Annotated in this window: 15 protein-coding genes; 7 read left to right on the top strand and 8 right to left on the bottom strand. The window is 70.3% G+C overall.

Translation table 11 applies throughout. The features are described 5' to 3' along the window. Positions 1 to 64: 64 nt before the first annotated feature. The gene (locus ACIQOW_RS11385) at positions 65 to 943 is read left to right on the top strand and encodes a PIG-L family deacetylase (RefSeq protein WP_401082895.1); all 879 of its coding nucleotides are present in this window, start codon (positions 65 to 67) and stop codon (positions 941 to 943) included. 65 nt (positions 944 to 1,008) lie between these two features. On the opposite strand, the gene ACIQOW_RS11380 is transcribed toward ACIQOW_RS11385, so the two are convergent. The 4 genes from ACIQOW_RS11380 to ACIQOW_RS11365 form a co-directional block, all read right to left on the bottom strand. After that, entirely contained in the window at positions 1,009 to 1,332 is a 324-nt protein-coding gene (locus ACIQOW_RS11380; protein ID WP_401082791.1) for a hypothetical protein, read from the bottom strand. Positions 1,333 to 1,463: 131 nt separating this feature from the next. Then, on the bottom strand, positions 1,464 to 2,288 hold the full coding sequence (locus ACIQOW_RS11375; RefSeq protein ID WP_188301454.1) for a carbohydrate ABC transporter permease: 825 nt from the start codon (positions 2,286 to 2,288) through the stop codon (positions 1,464 to 1,466). Next, positions 2,285 to 3,202, bottom strand: a complete 918-nt coding sequence (locus ACIQOW_RS11370) for a carbohydrate ABC transporter permease (protein WP_401082787.1) — start codon at positions 3,200 to 3,202, stop codon at positions 2,285 to 2,287. The genes ACIQOW_RS11375 and ACIQOW_RS11370 overlap by 4 nt, the downstream gene beginning before the upstream one ends. Continuing rightward, on the bottom strand, positions 3,192 to 4,469 hold the full coding sequence (locus ACIQOW_RS11365; protein ID WP_401082892.1) for an extracellular solute-binding protein: 1,278 nt from the start codon (positions 4,467 to 4,469) through the stop codon (positions 3,192 to 3,194). Before ACIQOW_RS11365 ends, ACIQOW_RS11370 begins: the two co-directional genes overlap by 11 nt. 301 nt (positions 4,470 to 4,770) lie before the next feature. On the opposite strand from ACIQOW_RS11365, the gene ACIQOW_RS11360 reads away from it, so the two are divergent. Continuing rightward, positions 4,771 to 5,487 (top strand): flavodoxin family protein, encoded by a 717-nt coding sequence (locus ACIQOW_RS11360; RefSeq protein WP_401082784.1) that lies wholly within the window; start codon positions 4,771 to 4,773, stop codon positions 5,485 to 5,487. A gap of 471 nt (positions 5,488 to 5,958) precedes the next feature. On the opposite strand, the gene ACIQOW_RS11355 is transcribed toward ACIQOW_RS11360, so the two are convergent. Further along, the gene (locus ACIQOW_RS11355; RefSeq protein WP_401082781.1) at positions 5,959 to 6,627 is read right to left on the bottom strand and encodes a 5'-3' exonuclease H3TH domain-containing protein; all 669 of its coding nucleotides are present in this window, start codon (positions 6,625 to 6,627) and stop codon (positions 5,959 to 5,961) included. A gap of 80 nt (positions 6,628 to 6,707) precedes the next feature. Here ACIQOW_RS11355 and ACIQOW_RS11350 point away from each other — a divergent pair, with 80 nt between their 5' ends. Continuing rightward, on the top strand, positions 6,708 to 6,983 hold the full coding sequence (locus tag ACIQOW_RS11350) for a hypothetical protein (RefSeq protein ID WP_401082903.1): 276 nt from the start codon (positions 6,708 to 6,710) through the stop codon (positions 6,981 to 6,983). Between the two features lie 164 nt (positions 6,984 to 7,147). On the opposite strand, the gene ACIQOW_RS11345 is transcribed toward ACIQOW_RS11350, so the two are convergent. Both ACIQOW_RS11345 and ACIQOW_RS11340 read right to left on the bottom strand, forming a co-directional pair. Beyond that, the gene (locus ACIQOW_RS11345) at positions 7,148 to 8,590 is read right to left on the bottom strand and encodes an endonuclease/exonuclease/phosphatase family protein (protein ID WP_401082778.1); all 1,443 of its coding nucleotides are present in this window, start codon (positions 8,588 to 8,590) and stop codon (positions 7,148 to 7,150) included. A 404-nt stretch (positions 8,591 to 8,994) separates the two neighbouring features. Beyond that, a complete protein-coding gene (locus ACIQOW_RS11340) occupies positions 8,995 to 10,296 on the bottom strand; it encodes an esterase/lipase family protein (protein WP_401082775.1) in 1,302 nt (433 codons plus the stop codon). 1,179 nt (positions 10,297 to 11,475) lie between these two features. Here ACIQOW_RS11340 and ACIQOW_RS11335 point away from each other — a divergent pair. Both ACIQOW_RS11335 and ACIQOW_RS11330 read left to right on the top strand, forming a co-directional pair. Beyond that, on the top strand, positions 11,476 to 11,655 hold the full coding sequence (locus tag ACIQOW_RS11335; RefSeq protein WP_401082772.1) for a hypothetical protein: 180 nt from the start codon (positions 11,476 to 11,478) through the stop codon (positions 11,653 to 11,655). A 350-nt stretch (positions 11,656 to 12,005) separates the two neighbouring features. Continuing rightward, positions 12,006 to 12,563 (top strand): SMI1/KNR4 family protein, encoded by a 558-nt coding sequence (locus ACIQOW_RS11330; RefSeq protein ID WP_401082769.1) that lies wholly within the window; start codon positions 12,006 to 12,008, stop codon positions 12,561 to 12,563. A 502-nt stretch (positions 12,564 to 13,065) separates the two neighbouring features. Here ACIQOW_RS11330 and ACIQOW_RS11325 read toward each other — a convergent pair. After that, positions 13,066 to 13,953 (bottom strand): YhjD/YihY/BrkB family envelope integrity protein, encoded by an 888-nt coding sequence (locus ACIQOW_RS11325; protein WP_401082767.1) that lies wholly within the window; start codon positions 13,951 to 13,953, stop codon positions 13,066 to 13,068. 447 nt (positions 13,954 to 14,400) lie between these two features. Between ACIQOW_RS11325 and ACIQOW_RS11320 the strand changes: the two genes are divergently transcribed. Then, entirely contained in the window at positions 14,401 to 15,591 is a 1,191-nt protein-coding gene (locus tag ACIQOW_RS11320; protein ID WP_401082764.1) for a hypothetical protein, read from the top strand. 479 nt (positions 15,592 to 16,070) lie between these two features. Then, complete coding sequence (locus ACIQOW_RS11315; RefSeq protein ID WP_401082761.1) at positions 16,071 to 17,648, top strand: RICIN domain-containing protein; 1,578 nt, start codon at positions 16,071 to 16,073, stop codon at positions 17,646 to 17,648. Positions 17,649 to 17,772 lie beyond the last annotated feature (124 nt).

The following is a 17,772-nucleotide window of genomic DNA, read 5'->3' as shown; positions in this document are numbered from 1 at the left end:
GGCGACCACCCGCCCCCGTGGCGCAGACTGGGGGCCGGCACTTATAGATCAGAGGATGGTATTCATGACTGACCGGCCCTTGACACTCATGGCAGTGCACGCTCACCCCGACGACGAGGCCACCGGGACCGGGGGAGTCCTCGCCCGGTACGCGGCGGAGGGCATCCGTACGGTCCTCGTCACGTGCACGGACGGTCGTTGCGGCGACGGACCGGGCGGGGTCAAGCCGGGCGAACCCGGCCACGACCCGGCGGCCGTGGCCGCGATGCGCCGTCAGGAGCTCGAAGCCAGCTGCGAGGTGCTGAAGGTGAGCCACCTGGAGCTGCTGGAGTACGCCGACTCCGGAATGATGGGCTGGGAGAGCAACGACGCGCCCGGTTCGTTCTGGCGCACGCCCGTGGCGGACGGCGCCGCCCGCCTCGCCGAACTCATGCGGCGGTACCAGCCCGACGTGGTCGTCACCTACGACGAGAACGGGTTCTACGGCCACCCCGACCACATCCAGGCGCACCGCATCACGATGGCGGCGCTGGAGCTGACCGACGCGACGCCGAAGGTCTACTGGACGACGGCGCCGCACTCGGCGATGCGCCGGTTCGGCGAGGTCATGCGGGAGTTCGGCGCGGACTGGGAGGAGCCGGAGTCCGCGGAGGAGGGTTCCCCGGAGGCGGGCTCCGCGGATGCGGGCTCCGCGGCGGTGGACGCGATCCCGCCGATCGGACTGCCCGACGAGGAGGTCACCACCTGGGTGGACACCACCGAGTTCGGCGGCCTGAAGTTCGACGCCCTGGCGGCGCACGCCAGCCAGGGCGAGAACATCTTCTTCCTGAAGATGGGCAAGGAGCGGTTCACCGAACTGATGGGCGTGGAGACCTTCGTGCGAGTGCAGGACCCCACGGGGGCGGCCCTGCCGGAGAACGACCTCTTCGCCGGCCTGCGCTGAACCCCGGTGTGGTCCGCGCGGGTTCGCGCGGACCACACCGTCGGTGGCGCTCGCCCCGGTGCTCTTCAGCGGGTCCGCGCGCGGGCGGCGCCCGCCTGGCCGACCGGTGCCGTCGGCGCTTCCACCACGAGCTGGACGGGAGGGTCGAGCTGGACGCACCCCTGCGCGTCGAACTCGAAGTCCATCTGGGTGCTCTGCGGCGGGGTCATCGGCACCGGAGCCCCGGACACCGGGACTCCCGCGTCGGGCGGCTGCACGGTGTCGTCGCCGTCCAGCAGCAGGTCGACGTCCACATCGATGTCCAGGACGTCGTGCACGTCCAGAACATCCAGGACGTCCAGAACATCAGGGACGTCCACGGACAGGCTGCTCGCGTTCAGGGTTGTCACGGCGGTCACTCGTCCCCTCGGAGCCACGGGCGGAGGCGAGGCCATGCTACTGAACGGCCGTGCGGCCGGACAGGGTCCTGGCGGCCGGCCAGGGTCCTCCGGCCGGCCGCCCACCCCTCCCGCGCCAGGGCTCAGCCCTTGACCGCGCCGACGGCGAGGCCTGAGGTGATCCTCCGCTGGACGATGAGGAAGAACACCACGACGGGCAGGGCGGTCAGCGTGGCACCCGCCATGAGGCCGCCGTAGTCGGTCCCGAAGCTGGTCTGGAAGGAGACCAGCCAGATGCTGACCGTCTGCTTGTCCGGGCTCGACAGCAGGACGTAGACGAGGACGTACTCGTTCCACGCCTGGACGAGCGCGAAGACGGAGGTGGCGACGATGCCGGGCGCGAGCAGGGGGAGCACGACCCGGCGGAACGCGCCGAGGCGACCGCAGCCGTCGACCATGGCCGCCTCCTCCAGCTCGACGGGGATCCCGACGATGAAGCCGCGCAGCATCCACACGGTGAACGGGAGAGTGAACACCAGGTAGGTGAGGATCACCCCGCTGAGGCTGTCCGTCATGTCGACGTCGTTCAGCAGCAGGTAGACCGGGATGATCAGGGCCGTCAGCGGGACCATCTGGACGATGAGGATCACCACGGCGAAGGCCTTGCGGCCCGCGAAGCGGAAGCGGGCGAGCGCGAAGGCGGCGAGCACGCCGACGACCAGGGACACCAGGACGGTGCCGAGGCCGATGACCACACTGGAGCGGACGTTGGCCCAGAACGTCTCGGAGCCCAGTGCCCTGGAGAAGTTGCCGAGCGTGGGCCGGCCCGGCCAGAACTGCGGTGGCAGCCTCAGGATCTCGGTGGCGGGCCGGAACGCGGTGAGCACCATCCAGTAGACCGGGAACCCGACCACCGCGGCGACGAGCAGCCCGAGCAGGTCGTGGCCCAGCGACCGCTTTCGTCTCATTCGACCTCTCCCGTCCTGAGCATCTGACGCAGGTACACGACCGATCCGGCGAGCAGCAGCACGACCGTCACGAGCGCGATCGCCGCCCCGGTGCTGTACCGGTTCACGGCGAACGACTCGATGAAGGAGTAGACGCCCAGCAGGTAGTACTCGCGCTCGGGCTGGCCGCCGCGCATGATCCAGATCTGGTTGAAGGTGCCGAAGTTCCAGATGGCCATCAGCGTCGTGACCATGAGCAGCACCGGCCTGATCGAGGGCAGGGTGATGTGCCGGAGGACCTGGAACGGCCGGGCGCCGTCGAGCACCGCGGACTCCTCCAGTTCGGGCGGCACTTGCGCCAGCGCGGCCCGCAGGGTGATGGCGGCGAACGGCAGCGAGCCCCACACCACGACGGCGACGATGACGGCGAAGCCCTGCAAGGGATCGGTGAACCAGTTGTGCCGGGCCAGGTCGACCCCGGGCAGCCGGGAGAGCAGCCAGTTCACCACCCCGTAGTCGGCGTCGAAGAGCCAGCGGAAGATCGCCCCGGCGACCATGACCGGCATCGCCCACACGGTGACCAGCACGCCCGAGATGACGGCGCGCACCCACGGGGAGACGCGGTGCATCAGCAGCGCGGTCGCCGTCCCGCAGACCACGGTGAGGACGACGGACACCGCGGTGAACAGCACGGTGCGGAGCACCACCGTCCAGAAGAAGCCGTCACCGAGGATCCGGCGGAACTGGTCCAGCCCGGCCCAGGGCGGCGTCGAGCCGCTGAACAGCTGCTCGCGGGTCATGTCCTGGAAGGCGAGGACGACCATGTCCACGAGCGGGTAGCCCAGCACCAGGACGAGCGCGACGACGGCCGGGGCCATCAGCAGGTACGGCAGCAGCGTCGGAGGGCGCCGCCGCCGGACCCGGTCAGCGCTCATTGATCACTTCGTCGATCCGCCGGTCGGCCTCCCGCGCGGCGTCCTGGACCGACGCCTTGCCGTTCGCGATCCGTTCGAGCATCTCGGGCAGGACGTTGGACTTCTCCGCCGACGTCCAGCCGGGTGCGAACGGGGTCATCCAGCCTCCGGTCGCCGCGGCCTGGGCGGCCGGACCGTTGATGCCGCCGGCGGCGACCTCGGCCAGCTGGGTGGTGTTGTTGGGCAGGGTGTTCGCGGCGATCAGCGTCTTCTGCGACTCCCGGTCGGTGAACAGCTTGATCCAGTCGGCGGCCAGCTCCTTGCGCGTCGACTTGGCCGGCACGGCCAGGGTGGAGCCGCCGAGGAACGGGGGCAGGAGGTTCCCGGAAGGGCCGGGGAAGGGGAAGGTGGCGAACTTGCCCTTCAGCTTCGGGTCTCCGCCGGAGCGTTCGTCGGCGGCGGCGTCGGCCTCCCAGGTGTTGCCGTAGAACACACCCACGTGGCCCTGGCCGACGACGCCCGGCTGGTCGCCGTTGTCCTTCGCGCGGTCGCCGACGTAGTAGGTGTCGATCAGCCGCTTCCACTCGGTGAGCCCGGCGACGGACTTCGGCGAGGACAACGAGGCCTTCCAGCGGTCGCCCTCCTTCACGGCGATCTCGCCGCCGGCGTCCTTCACGAAGGCCATCGCCGCGTTCCAGTAGCGGCCGGGCAGGTAGAGGGCGGAGAAGTTCGGGTCCTCGGGGCCGTAGGCGGCCTTGAGGCGGTCGAACGCGGAGAGGAGCTCGGGGTACGTCTTCGGTGCGTCCGGCACACCGGCGCGGGCGAAGTAGTCGGTGCGGTAGACGCCGACCCTGGCCCCGACGTAGTAGGGCACGCAGTAGGTCTTGCCCTTGTCGCGGCACGCGTCGGCGAGCGCCGGGAGCCAGGCGTCCGACTGGTCGAAGCGGGCCGGGTCGACCGTGGCGAAGGCCCCGTTGACGATGTAGTTGGTGGTCTCGCTGTTGCCCATCTCCACCACGTCGGGCACGTTCTTCCCGGCGAGGACGGCATCCAGCTTCTGGTTCTTCGTCGGCCACTGCTGGTACTGGACCTCGACCTTGACCCCGGGGTGGGCCTTGGTGAAGCGGTCATTAGTGGACTGGACCAATTCCGGCCAACTCTCCTGGGCGTCGACGGCCAGCCACACCGTCAGTTTGCCGCCGCCCTCCGATCCGCCGCCCGAGCCGGAGCTGCACCCGGCCGCGGCCAGGGACAGGAACAACGTGAGGACCAAGGGGCGGTAGCGCATGCGAATGGCCACGGAATCTCCAAGTTCACTGTGGGGGTGTCTTTCTGACTACCCATCGGCTTCACGGTCCGAGCGGCGGCGCGGACATTCGGCCGGAAGGCGATGTCGGCGCCCGCGGAGGCCGCCGCGCCTCGGCCTCTCCGGGGTGGCGGCCGAAGGCCGGGTCTCCGCATCGTCCGGACAGCCGAACGGGGTCAGCCGGGAGGCCCAGCCTGACGCGCGCCGGCGGTGCCTGCCTGGTGGGCTGGGCGGGGGAGTCCGCCACCCGCCCGGCCTCCCGGACCACACGGAGGAGGAACCGGTGCCGGACCCGACGACGACGTACACCGACCTGAGCGCCCTGGTGATCAACTGCACCCTCAAGCGTTCCCCGGAACGCAGCCACACCCAGGGCCTGATCGACGTCAGCACCGGCGTCCTGGAGCGCCAGGGCGTCCAGGTCGCGGTGCTGCGCGCCGTCGACCTGGACATCGCCACCGGCGTGTGGCCGGACATGACCGAGCACGGCTGGGAGACCGACGACTGGCCGGTGATCTACTCCCAGGTGATGGCGGCCGACATCCTCACCCTCGCGGGCCCGGTCTGGCTGGGTGACAACTCCTCCGTCATGAAGAAGGTCATCGAGCGCCTGTACGCCTGCTCCTCGATCCTCAACTCGGAGGGCCAGTACGCCTATTACGGGCGGGTCGGGGGCTGTCTGATCACCGGGAACGAGGACGGTGCCAAGCACTGCGCGATGAACGTGCTCTACAGCCTCCAGCACCTTGGGTACACCGTCCCGCCCCAGGCGGACGCGGGCTGGGTCGGCGAGGCCGGCCCGGGGCCGTCCTACCTCGATCCCGGTTCCGGCGGTCCGGAGAACGACTTCACCAACCGCAACGCCACCTTCATGACCTGGAACCAGCTCCACCTGGCCCGCATGCTCAAGGACGCCGGCGGCATCCCGGCCTACGGCAACCAGCGCTCCGAGTGGGACGCGGGCTGCCGCTTCGACTTCGAGAACCCCGAACACCGCTGAGCCGTCGGCCATCTGTGCGAGGGGGCTGGAGTCCGGCGGGGTGCGGCTGATCGCCATGCCGGCCGGGGGAGCCGGCGCTGTGGCCCATGCCCGGTGGCCGGACGGGTCGGTGCGCCTCCCCGCCCCTGGTACTGCTGGTGTACTCGAGCAGGGGGGCGAGCAAGCTTCCGGGGAAGCCGGCACGGTGCGTGGCCGTTCTGTGGGGGCTCACCGGGGTTCGTACGATGTCCGGCTGAGCCTCCAATAGCAGCTCCGGCACGGTGGCGTGGTCGAGCCGGGAGACCTGGCGCAGCTCGGCACCGAGGACGGCCGCGCCCTTGCGGGCCTCGATGTCGCGGACCTCGTCGTGGTGCGGGACGAGGACGGTGACGGTGGCGCACCTGGCGTGCAGGGCGAGGGTGGCGCCGGCCCACAGTTCGGCGTCGTCGGGGTGCGCGAAGGCGGCCAGGACCGAGCCCGGTACGGCGCCGCTCACCACAGTCCCAGTTTCTCGACGACGTCGGCAGGCTTTGGCAGTTGGGGGCTGGCCTCGCCGCTGAGGGCGACGGGGACGTCGACGTGGCGGCGAACCGTGATCATCGATTCCCAGCGTAGGACGTCGGCCCAGGCGGTGGTGATCGCGGTGCCCTTGGCGCCGGTCAGGCGCCCGGATTCGGGCAGGTCGGGCAGCCGCATGCCGTCGTGCAGCAGGGTGGCGGCGACCTTCGGGCCGATGCCGCGGACGCCGGGGATGTTGTCGGACTTGTCGCCGGTCAGGGCGCGGAAGGCGGGCCACTGGGTGGGGGTGACGCCGTAGCGGGCGAGGACCTCGTCGGCGGTGATGATCCGCTGGGACGCCTTCCGGGAGCGGTTGAGGATGCGCACGCGGTCGTCGAGGAGGGCGGCCTCACCGAGGAGGAACGCGAACCCCCGCACGCCAAGATCAACGGCCGCCTCGACTACAGCCGCGTCAACGCGGTACTGGCCGGACGCGACATCTCCGTCACCAAGGCCGAGCGCCGCGCGATCGTCCTCGCCGGATACCGCCAGGACGTCCCGGTCGAGCGCCTCGCCTGGCTCCTCAAGATCACCCCGGAGCACGCCCTCAAGCTCTACCGCGAAACCCGCCGCGCGATCCGCCACCGGCAGATCGCCGAGCAAGCCGCCGCCCGCGCCGCCTCGACCGGCCACAGCGCCACCAGCACCGAGCAGCCGAACCGCGACGACTTCGGGACGGCCGCATGAGCACCACCACCGTGACCACCCCGACTACCGCCCACGTCACCGGCTGGGACCGCGCCGTCGTCATCGCCCTCGGCGCCTCCGGCTGCGCACTCAGCTTCTCCGCCCTCCAGCAGATGGCCGTCGCCATCCACGTCCGGGACTTCCTCACCTACCCGAGTGTGTACTCGACGACCCGGACCCGTTCCGGGTCCGCACGGTGTGATCTGCCCGGTTGGCGGGATGCGGCAGGTGGTTGTCGCCGGGCGGTCAGTGGCGGTGGGTCTGACGGATGACCTGTTGCGGAGATCCCCCGGATGCCGATGCGTCAGAGGCCGTAGGACTGACGAATGCTGCAACGTTACCTCGCCGGAGTGTCCCTCTGCTGCTCGTCGCCGCCCGCAGGTTCGGGTCGGAGACGGGCAGCAGAGGGGCCCAGGCGATGGGCGCCCGGCCGAGGCTAGGACATCTTCCTTACGGTGTAGGTGATCTCGATGTCGCCGCCGTACGCGCCGACGAGGGTGGCCGTCTGCCGCCCTTCCGGGTCTCCGTTGTGCCACCACGCTGTCCCGTAGGCGACAGTCTGGTTGCGGATGAAGCCGCCGTGTCCGTCCATGACGTCCGCGTGGACGGCGAACCCATGGTCGGAGCGGACGCGGCGGAGCCCCGACAGGGGGAAATCGGTGCCGACCTTCATGTAGCTGTCACCCTTGTACGGCTTGGTCCACACGGTCTGGTGGTCGCGCGTGGAGCCCGAGGCTCCGGTGATGGTGATCTCGCCGAAGTCCCAAGGATCGTAGGACGTTTTGTTGTCGCTGTAGTTGTAGCGCTTGAGGGTGGCCTTCTCAACGGTGAGTTCGTACCTGCCCGACGGCTCGGTCACGTCGCCGGCGACTACGGGGTAGTGGTCGCTGTAGTCGGAGTACGCGTAGTGGTGGTTTGCGGAGACCATCTCCCAGTTGTACTGGCCGGTGAGGGTCTTGTTGTTCCACACCGCGGGACGCGCGTGGTCCTTCCGAAGCAGGATGTCGTCGAGGTCCTGCGTCGGGGCGATGGGGTTGTTCGGGAAGTTCACCTGCCGGCCGTCGCGGTACTTGGCGATCGTGTTGTTCTGGGTGTCGTAGGAGTACGGCCACCCGAGGTTGTGGTCCGGTGCCTCGGCATGCAGCGCGCCGAGCATGCGGTGATACTCGGGCGAGTGCCGATCGACGTTCATGTCCCCGCTGAGCACGATCGTCTCGCTCTCGGGGATGTGCATCCCGCGGATGAAGGCGTCGATCTCGCTGAACTGCTTGTGCCGGATTTCCTCAGCGGCGCCCTTGGCGCAGTTCGTGTCGTCCGCCTGGGTGTGTGTGCCGATGACGTGGAGCCAGGTGCCGTGGAAGTTGATGCGGACGTAGGCGAACCCCTTTGCCGCGTGTTGGTCCGCCCCGCAAGGGCGCACCTTGTAGACGCGCGAGGCCATGTAGTCGATGGGGTGCTTGCTCGCGATGACGACGCCGCCGTTCTCCAGCCTCAAGGACCCCGGGCTGTTGTCGGACGAGTTCCAGCGGGGGTTGTCTCCGGGGCGGGTCCCGTCCGTGGCACCGACGATGGGGGTCCGGTAGGTGTATCCGTTGTTCTTCAAGGTATCGAACAGAATGCCTGCCGCGGGCTTCTGGTTCCTGAACACCTCCTCAAGGACGACGACGTCGTTGCCCTGCACGAAGTCGGCGTTCCCGATGCGCTTGGCCCGGTTCTCGTGGTCCCAGTCGCCGGCCACCGTCAGCAGCATGGTGTTGTAGTTGAGGATGCGCGGCTGCGGGGTGGCCGTGGCGGCGGGGGATGCGTGCGCGGCGGGCGTTCCCAGGGCCGCCGCCGTGGCAATCAGCCCGCCGGCGATCAGTGCTGCGAGGGTTCTCACTATCTCTCCTCAGAGTTGTGCAGGGCCGGTTCGCTGTGGTCTTCAGTCCTTCGGGACCTCCGTCGGCCGCTGCGCAGGGCTGGGGCGAAGCGCGAGGTCTTCCTGGCCGCGCTTCTTCGGTTCGGGGTTCGGATGATGCTTCGGAGTCGGCTCCATGACGTTCCCGCCGCCGGGAGAGCCGGCGTCCTCGGGGGTGTCCGGGGGCGGGCCCGAGGACGCCGGGCGGCCGTGGACGGCTCCGAGGACGGTCGTCCGTCGGAGCCGCCGCGAGGCGGTGTTCTCCGCTGCGGGCAGCCGGGTTTGAGAACCGGGGCAAGCCCGTAGGGCGGCGGGAGGAGCGGTGGGGCGGGCGGCGGGCCGGGACTGGGCCTGGGCTTGGGCGGGCTGGAGCCCGGTGAAGGACATTAGGCGATGATCATCGAAGGGGTTCGGGACTTGGCGTGGTGGACCTCCCACTCGTGACCCCACCAGGCATCGGCGTCGAAGGACCATTCCCCTGCCACCTTGGAGCCCGTGTCGGCGGAGGCAGTGTCGGTGCGGACCTGCAGCCACCGCTCGTACACGTTGGCCACCAGATGGGGGGAGTGCGCGGCCCAGACTCCGTTGCGCCACAGGATGCCCTTCGCCTTCACGTCGCAGTTGACGTCGAAGGACCCCGTGTAGTACCAGGGCGTACCGACGCGACCGTAGTACCCGCAGCCGCGGATCTGGAGCTCGGTGTAGACGGACTTGGTGCGGGAGTGCGGCGCGCCGGTTGCGACCACGCAGGACTGGGCGTGGGCGGAGACCCATCCGCCCGGCCTGACACCGGAGCCCTTGCCCCAGTGCTCGGTCAGGTCCCCGCACTGGACCTGGGCGGCCTTGGGCGTGTGGGCGCCGTTGGGGTCCGAGATCAAGCGCAGTGCCATGTCCACCGTCCAGTCATCACCCTGGATCTGGTCGTGGCCGACGCAGGGCGAGACGAGGTTGGCGGCGCCGCTGAGGACGCTGGTCCTGCCGGTGTACTTGGCAGAGCGCTCGCCGTCATCGTCCACCCCGTAGACCACCTTGTCGCAGGCGTAGGGGTACGGGGAGAGCGCCGCCTCAAGGGGCTCATCACCGACGTTCGACCGGAACGTCGCGTACTGGGTGCTCCCATACGTTTCCGGCTTGCCGTTCAGCCACTTGAGGAAGTCGGACTTCGCGCCCATCTCGGCAGCCTGGGTACCGCAGAGGCCGGGGCAGAGGTTCCCGAGCACGGTGCCGTGGTTGGGGGTCGCGAGGGTGACCAGGTGCGCCGTGGTGCTGGCGCCGCCGTTCACCAGGTAGGTGCGGGCGACCAGGCCGCCCATCGAGTGGGCGACGATGTCGATCTTCCCGTCGGGTGACTTGTCCACCAGGCCCTCATCCTGGATGAACTGGCGGAGCATGCCCGCGAGGGTCGCGATCGGCGTGCTGTCGTTGCCCGGTTTGCTCACTGAGCTGTAGTCGAACGGCCACAGCTCGCCCGCACCGTAGCCGAAGTCGGTACGGTCCATGGCCCTCTGCTCCATCGCGGACCAGGTGCGGGAGTCTCCGTGCCAGCCGTGGACGAAGACGATGGGACGGTGGGCGAGCTTGCGGGGCTCGCTTCCCGAAGCGGATGCAGCCGGGGCAAGCCCGAGAGAGACCGCGATCATCATGAACATGACGACCGCGAGCCGCGGCAGCGGCGATTTCGGTTTCATTCGTTCTCTCCACGTGGATGTAGGAGCGGCTCTCCTGAGGTGACCAGCGGACCGGCCTCAGGCCGGACGGGCGCCGTGACCCGACCTCCGGGTGGGCGCGGCACTCGACCGCTGGAGGTGACGACAAGTCAACCAGCGGCCGACGTGTCCGCACCAGGAAAAGTCGGGAGGGTTCGGGGGGTCGCCCCCGAAAACTCGGCCCCGGCTTGCGTGAATCCCGGTGCGGAACGTGCTCATGTCACTACACTGGGCGAGTGGATGGGAACGTGATTCTTCGAGCCCGCATGGCAGAACTCGGCTTGTCCGGCGTGGAATTGGCCGACGAGGTCAACGGCGCATACGAGGAGCTGACCGGCCGAATCGGGACGGTCTCCGAACGGACCGTCACCAACTGGACGACCGGACGCACGGGGTGGCCACCCTCCTTGTACCGTGCCTGTCTCCAGGCGGTCCTCGGTCGCCCCGCCGACCAACTGGGATTCATCCCCCGGGGAACCCGCCGCTCTCAGGACCTGTCAGAGCCCGCCGGCGTCCCCGCACCCAGCACCGGTACAGCCGCTGAACACCGCCCGGCCGGCCGCTGTCAGATCGGCATGGCGGACGTCGACCGGCTTGAGAGGAAGCCAATCGAGGTGATCGGCCCAAACCGCAGGTTCGGCACGGGCCAGGAGATCGAGCAGCGCGCCGCTGACCTCGCCCAGAGTGCCCTGGCGCTTCAGGAGCAGGGCAGCGCCGGCCAGAGAGTTCGCTCACGGCTCTTCGCCATCGCCTCGTCCCCGGTCTCGCGTGCGATGCTGACGGCCGTCTCCGCGCGTCACCTTGATGCAGCGCAGGCCCGCCTCGGCCTGGCGGTCACCCTGGCCGAGATGTCCGCCGACCCACCCACCAAATCCCAGGCCTGGACCCCTGTGGCGGAGGTCCACCGGCTGTTCGGTCGGCACAGCCTGGCGATGGCGGCGGAACAGGTCGCCTGGACCGGTAGCGCACGCGAAGACCCGCTCTACGCCTCGCCGGCCGCTTCCCGATTGGCCATCCATCATTCCAGCGTCGGCGAGGACGGCCTGATGCGCCAATGTCTCGACCGCGCCCGCACAGGCTTGGGACCACCTCGATACGGGCCTGGACCGCCTGGCCTGGACCGCGGACTACGACCAGCCCGCCCGGGAGATGCTCGCCCTGATGGCCACCTACGAGGCCCGATTATGGGAGGACACCGAAGCCCACGCCCACCGCTTCCAGGTGCTCCGTCCTCCGGCTGTGACCCGCTGCCGCTGGATCACACTGGCCGGTCCGATCACTGCCCCGATCACCGCCCTCGTCCCGCAGGCCACCAAGGGCGCCAGCCGCATCTGCGGATAGCCCCCACCCCCGCCGTGGCATCGGTGCTTGGCGAACACCGCGAGGTTGGCCGGGGAGTCCGGTACCGGCAGTAACGTGCCGTCGACGGTCACGACCAGCAGGCCGCGCCAGAGCGCCTGGGCAGCCGTCGTGGGCACCGGGCCGCGGACCAGGTCAGCGCCTTCATCGGCGCGGCCCCAGACGCTGGCGGGCCGCACGGGCCGGCCCTCGAAGAGGACTTCGTTGCGGAGCCCATGTCCGTCATTGCCAGTGAGCCGAAGACGAGAAGGGTGGCACCAGGGTCAAGTCGCAGTGAGCCGTGCGCCGCAACCCTGCGCCCTTGTCAGAGCCGGGTGGTACCAATGGGCCGCATGGACACAGAGCACGCGGATCCCCGCGATCTTGCTGCGATTCGAGCAGCCGTCGACGCCGACGATGCCCGGGAGTCGGCGCTGGGTTGGGAGGCCGTGGGTGCCTTCGAGGCGGAGCACGGCGTGGTCCTGCCCGAGCCGTACCGGACGTTCGTTGCCGAGATCGCGGACGGCTCACGCTCCGGGCCACCGGACTTCGGGCTCGTGGGACTGGCGGAGATGCCCGGGGACTGGGGTGACGGCCGGCCGGAGCGTCACCTGAGCAGGCCCTTCCCGCTGACGTCGAGGTGGTTGTGGGAGGAGGACCCCAGGCCCTCCGAGGAGATCGACCCGATCCTCGAACAGGTCTTCAGCCACGGATCGATCGTGTTGGGTACCGACGGCTGCGGGATGTACTGGCACCTCATCGTCACGGGTCCGCACCGGGGGCACGTGTGGAACATCAGCGGGGAAGGCGCGGTTCCCTTCGGCTCGGAGTTCGGTTTCACGACGGCCGAGTCGGGCTTCGCAGGCTGGGTGAAACACTGGTCCGCCAGGAAGCCGTGGTTCGACGCGTGAGTGAGGGCGCTGTGCGGCTCCCACTCGGTCCGGTCGAGGAAAGCTCGGCCCGGGCGCCGACGACGGTCCGGCCCCCCGGGGAACCGGAGGGCCGGGCGGGGGTCAGTCGTCGATGCCGAAGTACCGGCCGAGGTACTCGATGATCTCGACGGCGTGCGGCAGGAGTTCGGGCAGTTCGGTGGCGAGCACCTGCCGGGTGGCGGCGGACAGCGCGCCGGTGCTGGTGGCGGCCGGGCGGACGTACGGTTCGAGGCGGCGGATCAGTTCGTAGTTGCTGTCGATGTCCCGGCCGACGAAGGTGGCCCGGTGCAGGACCCGTCAGCGTTCCGAGGGGGCCGCCAGGGGCCTCGAACCCTGAACTCACGGATGGAAAGAGCAACGCGGACCGTGATCCGACGGGATGGGGCGTGCTACTCACGACGCCCGGCGACGCGTGCGCGACCGCGTCGGCGACGAGCGCCGAGGAACCGAGGAGGAGCCGGTCCGTTCCGGGGCCCTGCCGTCATTCCTCGTCCGCCGGGGCCGGGTTCGGAGTCCCCAGCAGCCGGGCCAGTCGGCCCTGGCCCGCGACCACGTACCCGATGCCGATCCCGAGCGTGATGGCCGTGAACATCACGATGAGCCAGCTGAGCAGGGTGAACACCAGGCCGAGCGGGCCGAACTGCGCCACGCTGCGGTTCAGCGAGCGGGGGATGTAGAGCCGCGATCCCCAGGCGAGCGCCGTCAGCGCGGCACTGGTCAGCACGGCCCCGGGGAGCAGGGGAAGCCAGGGGACCCGGCCACCGAGCAGGAGGTGCTGCGTCCACCACCAGAGAAGAGTGGCCGTGACGAGGTAGAGGATGACCCCGAGGCCGTCCCCCACACCGAATCCGGTTCGGACCTGCCCCTGGACGGTCAGGGCGACGATCCACACCAGCAGCCAGGCGAGCCATCGCCACGCCGCCAGGCGCCCTGCCAGATGGGGCAGGTGCCAGCTCCGTTCGCACAGACGCTGCAGGACACGGCTGCAACTCGTGGCCGAGAGCAGGGTCACCAGGATTCCGACGACGCCGAAGGCATCGGTGGTGGTGTTCTGGCCGCTCTGGAGCACCTGTCGGATCTCGTCGATCGAGGCACCGTGGAGGCCCAGGACGGTACGAAGGGAATCCGAGACGCTGCTGCGCACCTCCTGCGGCATGAAGGCGGCCAGTACGAACAGCACCGGGATGGCGGTCAGGAACACCTGCGCCGCGAGACGGGTGGCGGTGTCCAGCACATGGATGTGGATCAGCTGCGCCGCGAACCGGCGCGGGAACGGGGCGTCGCGCAGCGTCGCCGTCCGCCCCCGCAGCCAGGCGGATCTGGCACGGATCCAGTGAGCGCGGCTGGGCTGACCACGCTGTTCCGCCACTCCGTCCTCCCTCCGACGTCGGCACTCCGTCCGCCGCTGGGGTCCGTCGCCGGCGCGGGCACCCGGGATTCCGTCCAAGCCTGGGCGACGGGATGGTGTGCGGCATCCCGGGAGGACCGCCGTTCGGCGCAACGGACGGAGAGCCGGGCCGCGCCGGCGGGACGGTCCGGTCGCGGGAGAACACACCGGTCGCGGCCGCACGGGAGCGCGCGGTCCGTCGGCCTCGCCTCGTCCGGACGGACCACCCCGGGGTGCCGGTGGCCGGGCTCTACGGGGCAATGGTGGTCAGCGGTGCCACGGCCGCGCGGAGAGCTGGGAGATCCGATGACGGAGCCGCCGGGGCCTCCCTCCGCGCGGGGGACGGACGAGGCGGGGAACGGAGGCTCGTCCGCGGGGACCGGACGCCCCGCCAAGGCCGGGCGGATCATCGCGAGCACAGCCTCGGCCGTGCTGATCACACTGACCTGCGTCCTGGTGCCGGTGTCGCTGCTCACCGTCTGGGTGCACGACATCGCGCTGGACACCGACCGGTACGTCGCCACGGTCGCTCCGCTGGCGACCGACCCCGCCGTTCAGGACGCCGCGGTCAACCGGCTCACCCAGGCGGTGGACGTGAAGGTGGACGGCCCGGCGGTCGCGTCCGACCTGGCCGCCTGGCTTCAGTCGCAGGGCCTGCCGCCCAGGGCCGCCTCCGCGGTCAAGGCACTCGGGCCGAAACTGGACGACGCCGTCGACCAGGTGGTCACCAGGGCCGCGACGGAGTTCGTGCGCAGCGACGCGTTCGCGACGGTGTGGACGCAGGCCAACCGCTTCGCCCACGCGGCCGTGGTGCACGCCCTCACCGGTCACGGCCGGGGTGCGGTCGGCGTCGCCGACGGCACGGTCACCCTCGACATCGGGACGGCCGTCGACCGGCTGAAGGACGAGCTGGTGGCCGTGGGGGTGTCCCCGGCCGCGAGGATCCCGGACGTGAACAAGCAGATGGTGCTCTTCCAGTCCGACGAGCTGGCCGAGATCCGCGGTGCCGCGCACGCGCTCGACGTGGCCGGCAACCGGATCCCCGTCCTCACCGTGCTGCTCGGCGCGATCGGCGTCCTGCCGGCGCGGCGCAAGCGCCGGGCCCTGGTGACCACCGCCCTCGGTGCGGCCGGCGCCTGCCTGCTGGTGGCCATCGCCCTGGTGATCGTCCGGCACCACTACCTCGACCGTCTGTCCCCGGCCGTGCAGTCTCCGGCCGCGGCTGCGGCGATCTTCGACACGCTGCTCCGCTTCCTGCGGACCAGCCTGCGCACCGCGATCGTCCTGGGCGTGCTCGTGGCGCTCGGCGGCTACCTCTCCGGCACCGGACGGTTCCCCCGCGCCGTCCGCGCGCGGGCGGACGGCGTCGCCGACTCCGCCGCGCGCTGGGGCGACGCGCACGGGGTGCGCACCGGACGGGCCGGCACCTGGACCGAGGCCCACCGCCGCTGGTTCGTCCTCGCGGCGGTGCTGGTCCTGGCCCTGATGTTCGCACTGTGGAACCACCCGACCGTGCTGACCGTACTGCTGCTCGTCCTGGTGCTCCTCGCGGTGCTCGTCGTCGTGGCACTGCTCGCCGCGTCCGGACGGGTGGGCGGCAGGCGCGGGACCGGCGAGTGAGGCCGGGTGGGCCGGTGCGGCGGCGGCCGGTGTCACGGCCGCATACGCGCTCGGCTCGCGACGGCCGACGGGCAGCGGCAACCGCTCGTGAGCCATTTGCGAAATGGCGATGCGTCAATTCGTGATGCAGGAAGGGTTGTTGGCTTGAAGCGCCACCGGCGCATGACCGGAACCAGTCAAAGCGTGGCCGGTTGTGACCGCTGAGCGGGGAAAAACGGAATACGACACTCCCTTCGTGACTGAGCTGTGTAGATTCCTGCTCGGTTCGGGCGACGGCGCAAGCCGCCACCCGCCCACGGGAGTTCATTCACAACCGGCGCGGACGGCGCCTCGCAAGCCGCACCCGCCTCCCGTACGCCCTACCGCGAGCGGAACCGTGCACCGACCATGGGCACGCGAACCCGTGACCGACCGCCGCCGAACGCCCGCATCCGTGTCGATGCCCGGTCGCGGCCGGCGGCCTCACCGAGAGGACCTCGATGGCCATACCCCTGCGCACCCGCCTGACCCGACGGCTCGCCGCCCTCGGCACGGCGCTGCTCGCCGTGCTCGCCGTCGTCCCGCTCGCGGCGGCCCCCGCCTCGGCGGTCGCCGCGAGCCCGATCTGCCTGAGCGGCACCTTCCAGTACGACTACCAGAACGCGGAGGAGGGCCCGGCCAAGCCCACCCGGACCAAGCCCGTCCGCAACGCCAACGTCCAGCTGTGGGGCACCGAGAAGGCCGGCGACACCCCGCACGCGCTCGGCGGCTACGACCTCACCGCCGTGTCCGACGGCGGTTTCACCCTCTGCTACACCCCCACGACCACCACGACGATGAACAGCATGTGGGTGCGGTTCTCCTCCGAGAGCACCAGGATGTGGAGGGTCCTGACCCCGGACGTGCCCGCCTCCCGGTACACCGTCGACTCGCCGGTCCAGCAGAACCTCTCCGCGAGCGCGTCCCTCGGCGTCATCAAGCCCCCGGCCCAGACCTCCCGGGCCTGGCACGTCCTCGACACCCTCAACCTCCTGTGGTGGGGCCGCAACAACCCGGTCAGCGACTGCTGGAGCGCCCGCGAGCCGAACAGCAGCTCCTGTACCGAGCTCACCGTCTTCTGGGCCCCCGGCATGACCAGGGGACCGGTGTACGACCTCGACAACACCATCACCCTCCCCGACGCCGACCCCGACTCCGAGCACATCATCCTGCACGAGGGCGGCCACTTCCTGATGGACCGCCTCTACGGCGGCATACCGCCCGAGGGCATCTGCGCCCCGACGTACATCTGGGCGGCCGGCAACCGCTCCTGCGCCTGGGTCGAGGGCTTCGCCAACGCCGTCGCCGCCTACCTGCTCGGCGACAACCGCTACGTGTGGTCGAACGGGAACAGCACCGAATTCACCTACGGCAGCGGCTGGGACAGCGGCGACGCGGTCTCCGGCAACGTCGCCGGTTCCCTGCTCGACCTGTGGCGGAAGGTCGACCAGGGCCGGCAGGGGACCGCCAAGGTGATGCTCGACCACACGTCGTCCACGTTCGCCGACTACTACAAGACCGTCCGCCCCGCCGCCGTCCCGCCCCTCGCCACCACCGGCGCGGCGCTCGACCTGCTGGCCAAGCACACCATCTACTACGGGCCCCTGCCCGTCGGCGACGGCCGGCCCCACTTCCTCTCCAACGGTGGCAACCTCGTGCTGTCGCACCAGGGCGGCGGTTGCATGGTGCTCCCCAACAGCTACGCCTCCATCTACGACAAGAGCCCGTCCGACCTCGGGCAGCAGTGGCGGCTGGACGCCAACGCGGACGGCACGGTGCGCATCCACGACGGCTGCAACCCCTCCCTCTCCCTGACGTCCAGCGGCTACCCGAGCTACCGGGTCACGGTGAAGCCGTCCGACCCGCAGTCCGCGTCCCAGAAGTGGCGGGTCGCCCGGAACGACGACGGCAGCCTGAAGATCACCGACCCGAACACCGGCTACGTCCTCGACACCCCCGGCAACCAGTCCGGCATGGGCGCGACGCTCACGGCGCCCTCCGCGACCAGCGCCACCCAGCGCTGGACCACCCGCGACTGACCCGACGTCCACCGCTCGCGGCGCGGACCGGGAAACGTGCCGGGACACGCGCAGAGACCGCTCGGGCCACCAGCGCCGGGCGGTCTCTGCTGTTCGGACGGACCCATGCGCTCGACGGCCCACC

The organism is Kitasatospora sp. NPDC091335, from assembly GCF_044757205.1.
GTDB lineage: Bacteria > Actinomycetota > Actinomycetes > Streptomycetales > Streptomycetaceae > Kitasatospora.
The sequence above is the reverse complement of the archived record's forward strand: the minus strand, read 5'-3'. Positions and strand labels throughout refer to the sequence as shown.

Coding starts and splice junctions, on each gene's coding strand:
- ACIQOW_RS11385 (WP_401082895.1), top strand. CDS start 65: ATGACTGACCGGCCCTTGACACTCATGGCAGTGCACGCTCACCCCGAC.
- ACIQOW_RS11375 (WP_188301454.1), bottom strand. CDS start 2,288: ATGAGACGAAAGCGGTCGCTGGGCCACGACCTGCTCGGGCTGCTCGTC.
- ACIQOW_RS11370 (WP_401082787.1), bottom strand. CDS start 3,202: ATGAGCGCTGACCGGGTCCGGCGGCGGCGCCCTCCGACGCTGCTGCCG.
- ACIQOW_RS11365 (WP_401082892.1), bottom strand. CDS start 4,469: ATGCGCTACCGCCCCTTGGTCCTCACGTTGTTCCTGTCCCTGGCCGCG.
- ACIQOW_RS11350 (WP_401082903.1), top strand. CDS start 6,708: ATGAGCACCACCACCGTGACCACCCCGACTACCGCCCACGTCACCGGC.
- ACIQOW_RS11340 (WP_401082775.1), bottom strand. CDS start 10,296: ATGAAACCGAAATCGCCGCTGCCGCGGCTCGCGGTCGTCATGTTCATG.
- ACIQOW_RS11335 (WP_401082772.1), top strand. CDS start 11,476: ATGGCCACCTACGAGGCCCGATTATGGGAGGACACCGAAGCCCACGCC.
- ACIQOW_RS11330 (WP_401082769.1), top strand. CDS start 12,006: ATGGACACAGAGCACGCGGATCCCCGCGATCTTGCTGCGATTCGAGCA.
- ACIQOW_RS11315 (WP_401082761.1), top strand. CDS start 16,071: ATGGCCATACCCCTGCGCACCCGCCTGACCCGACGGCTCGCCGCCCTC.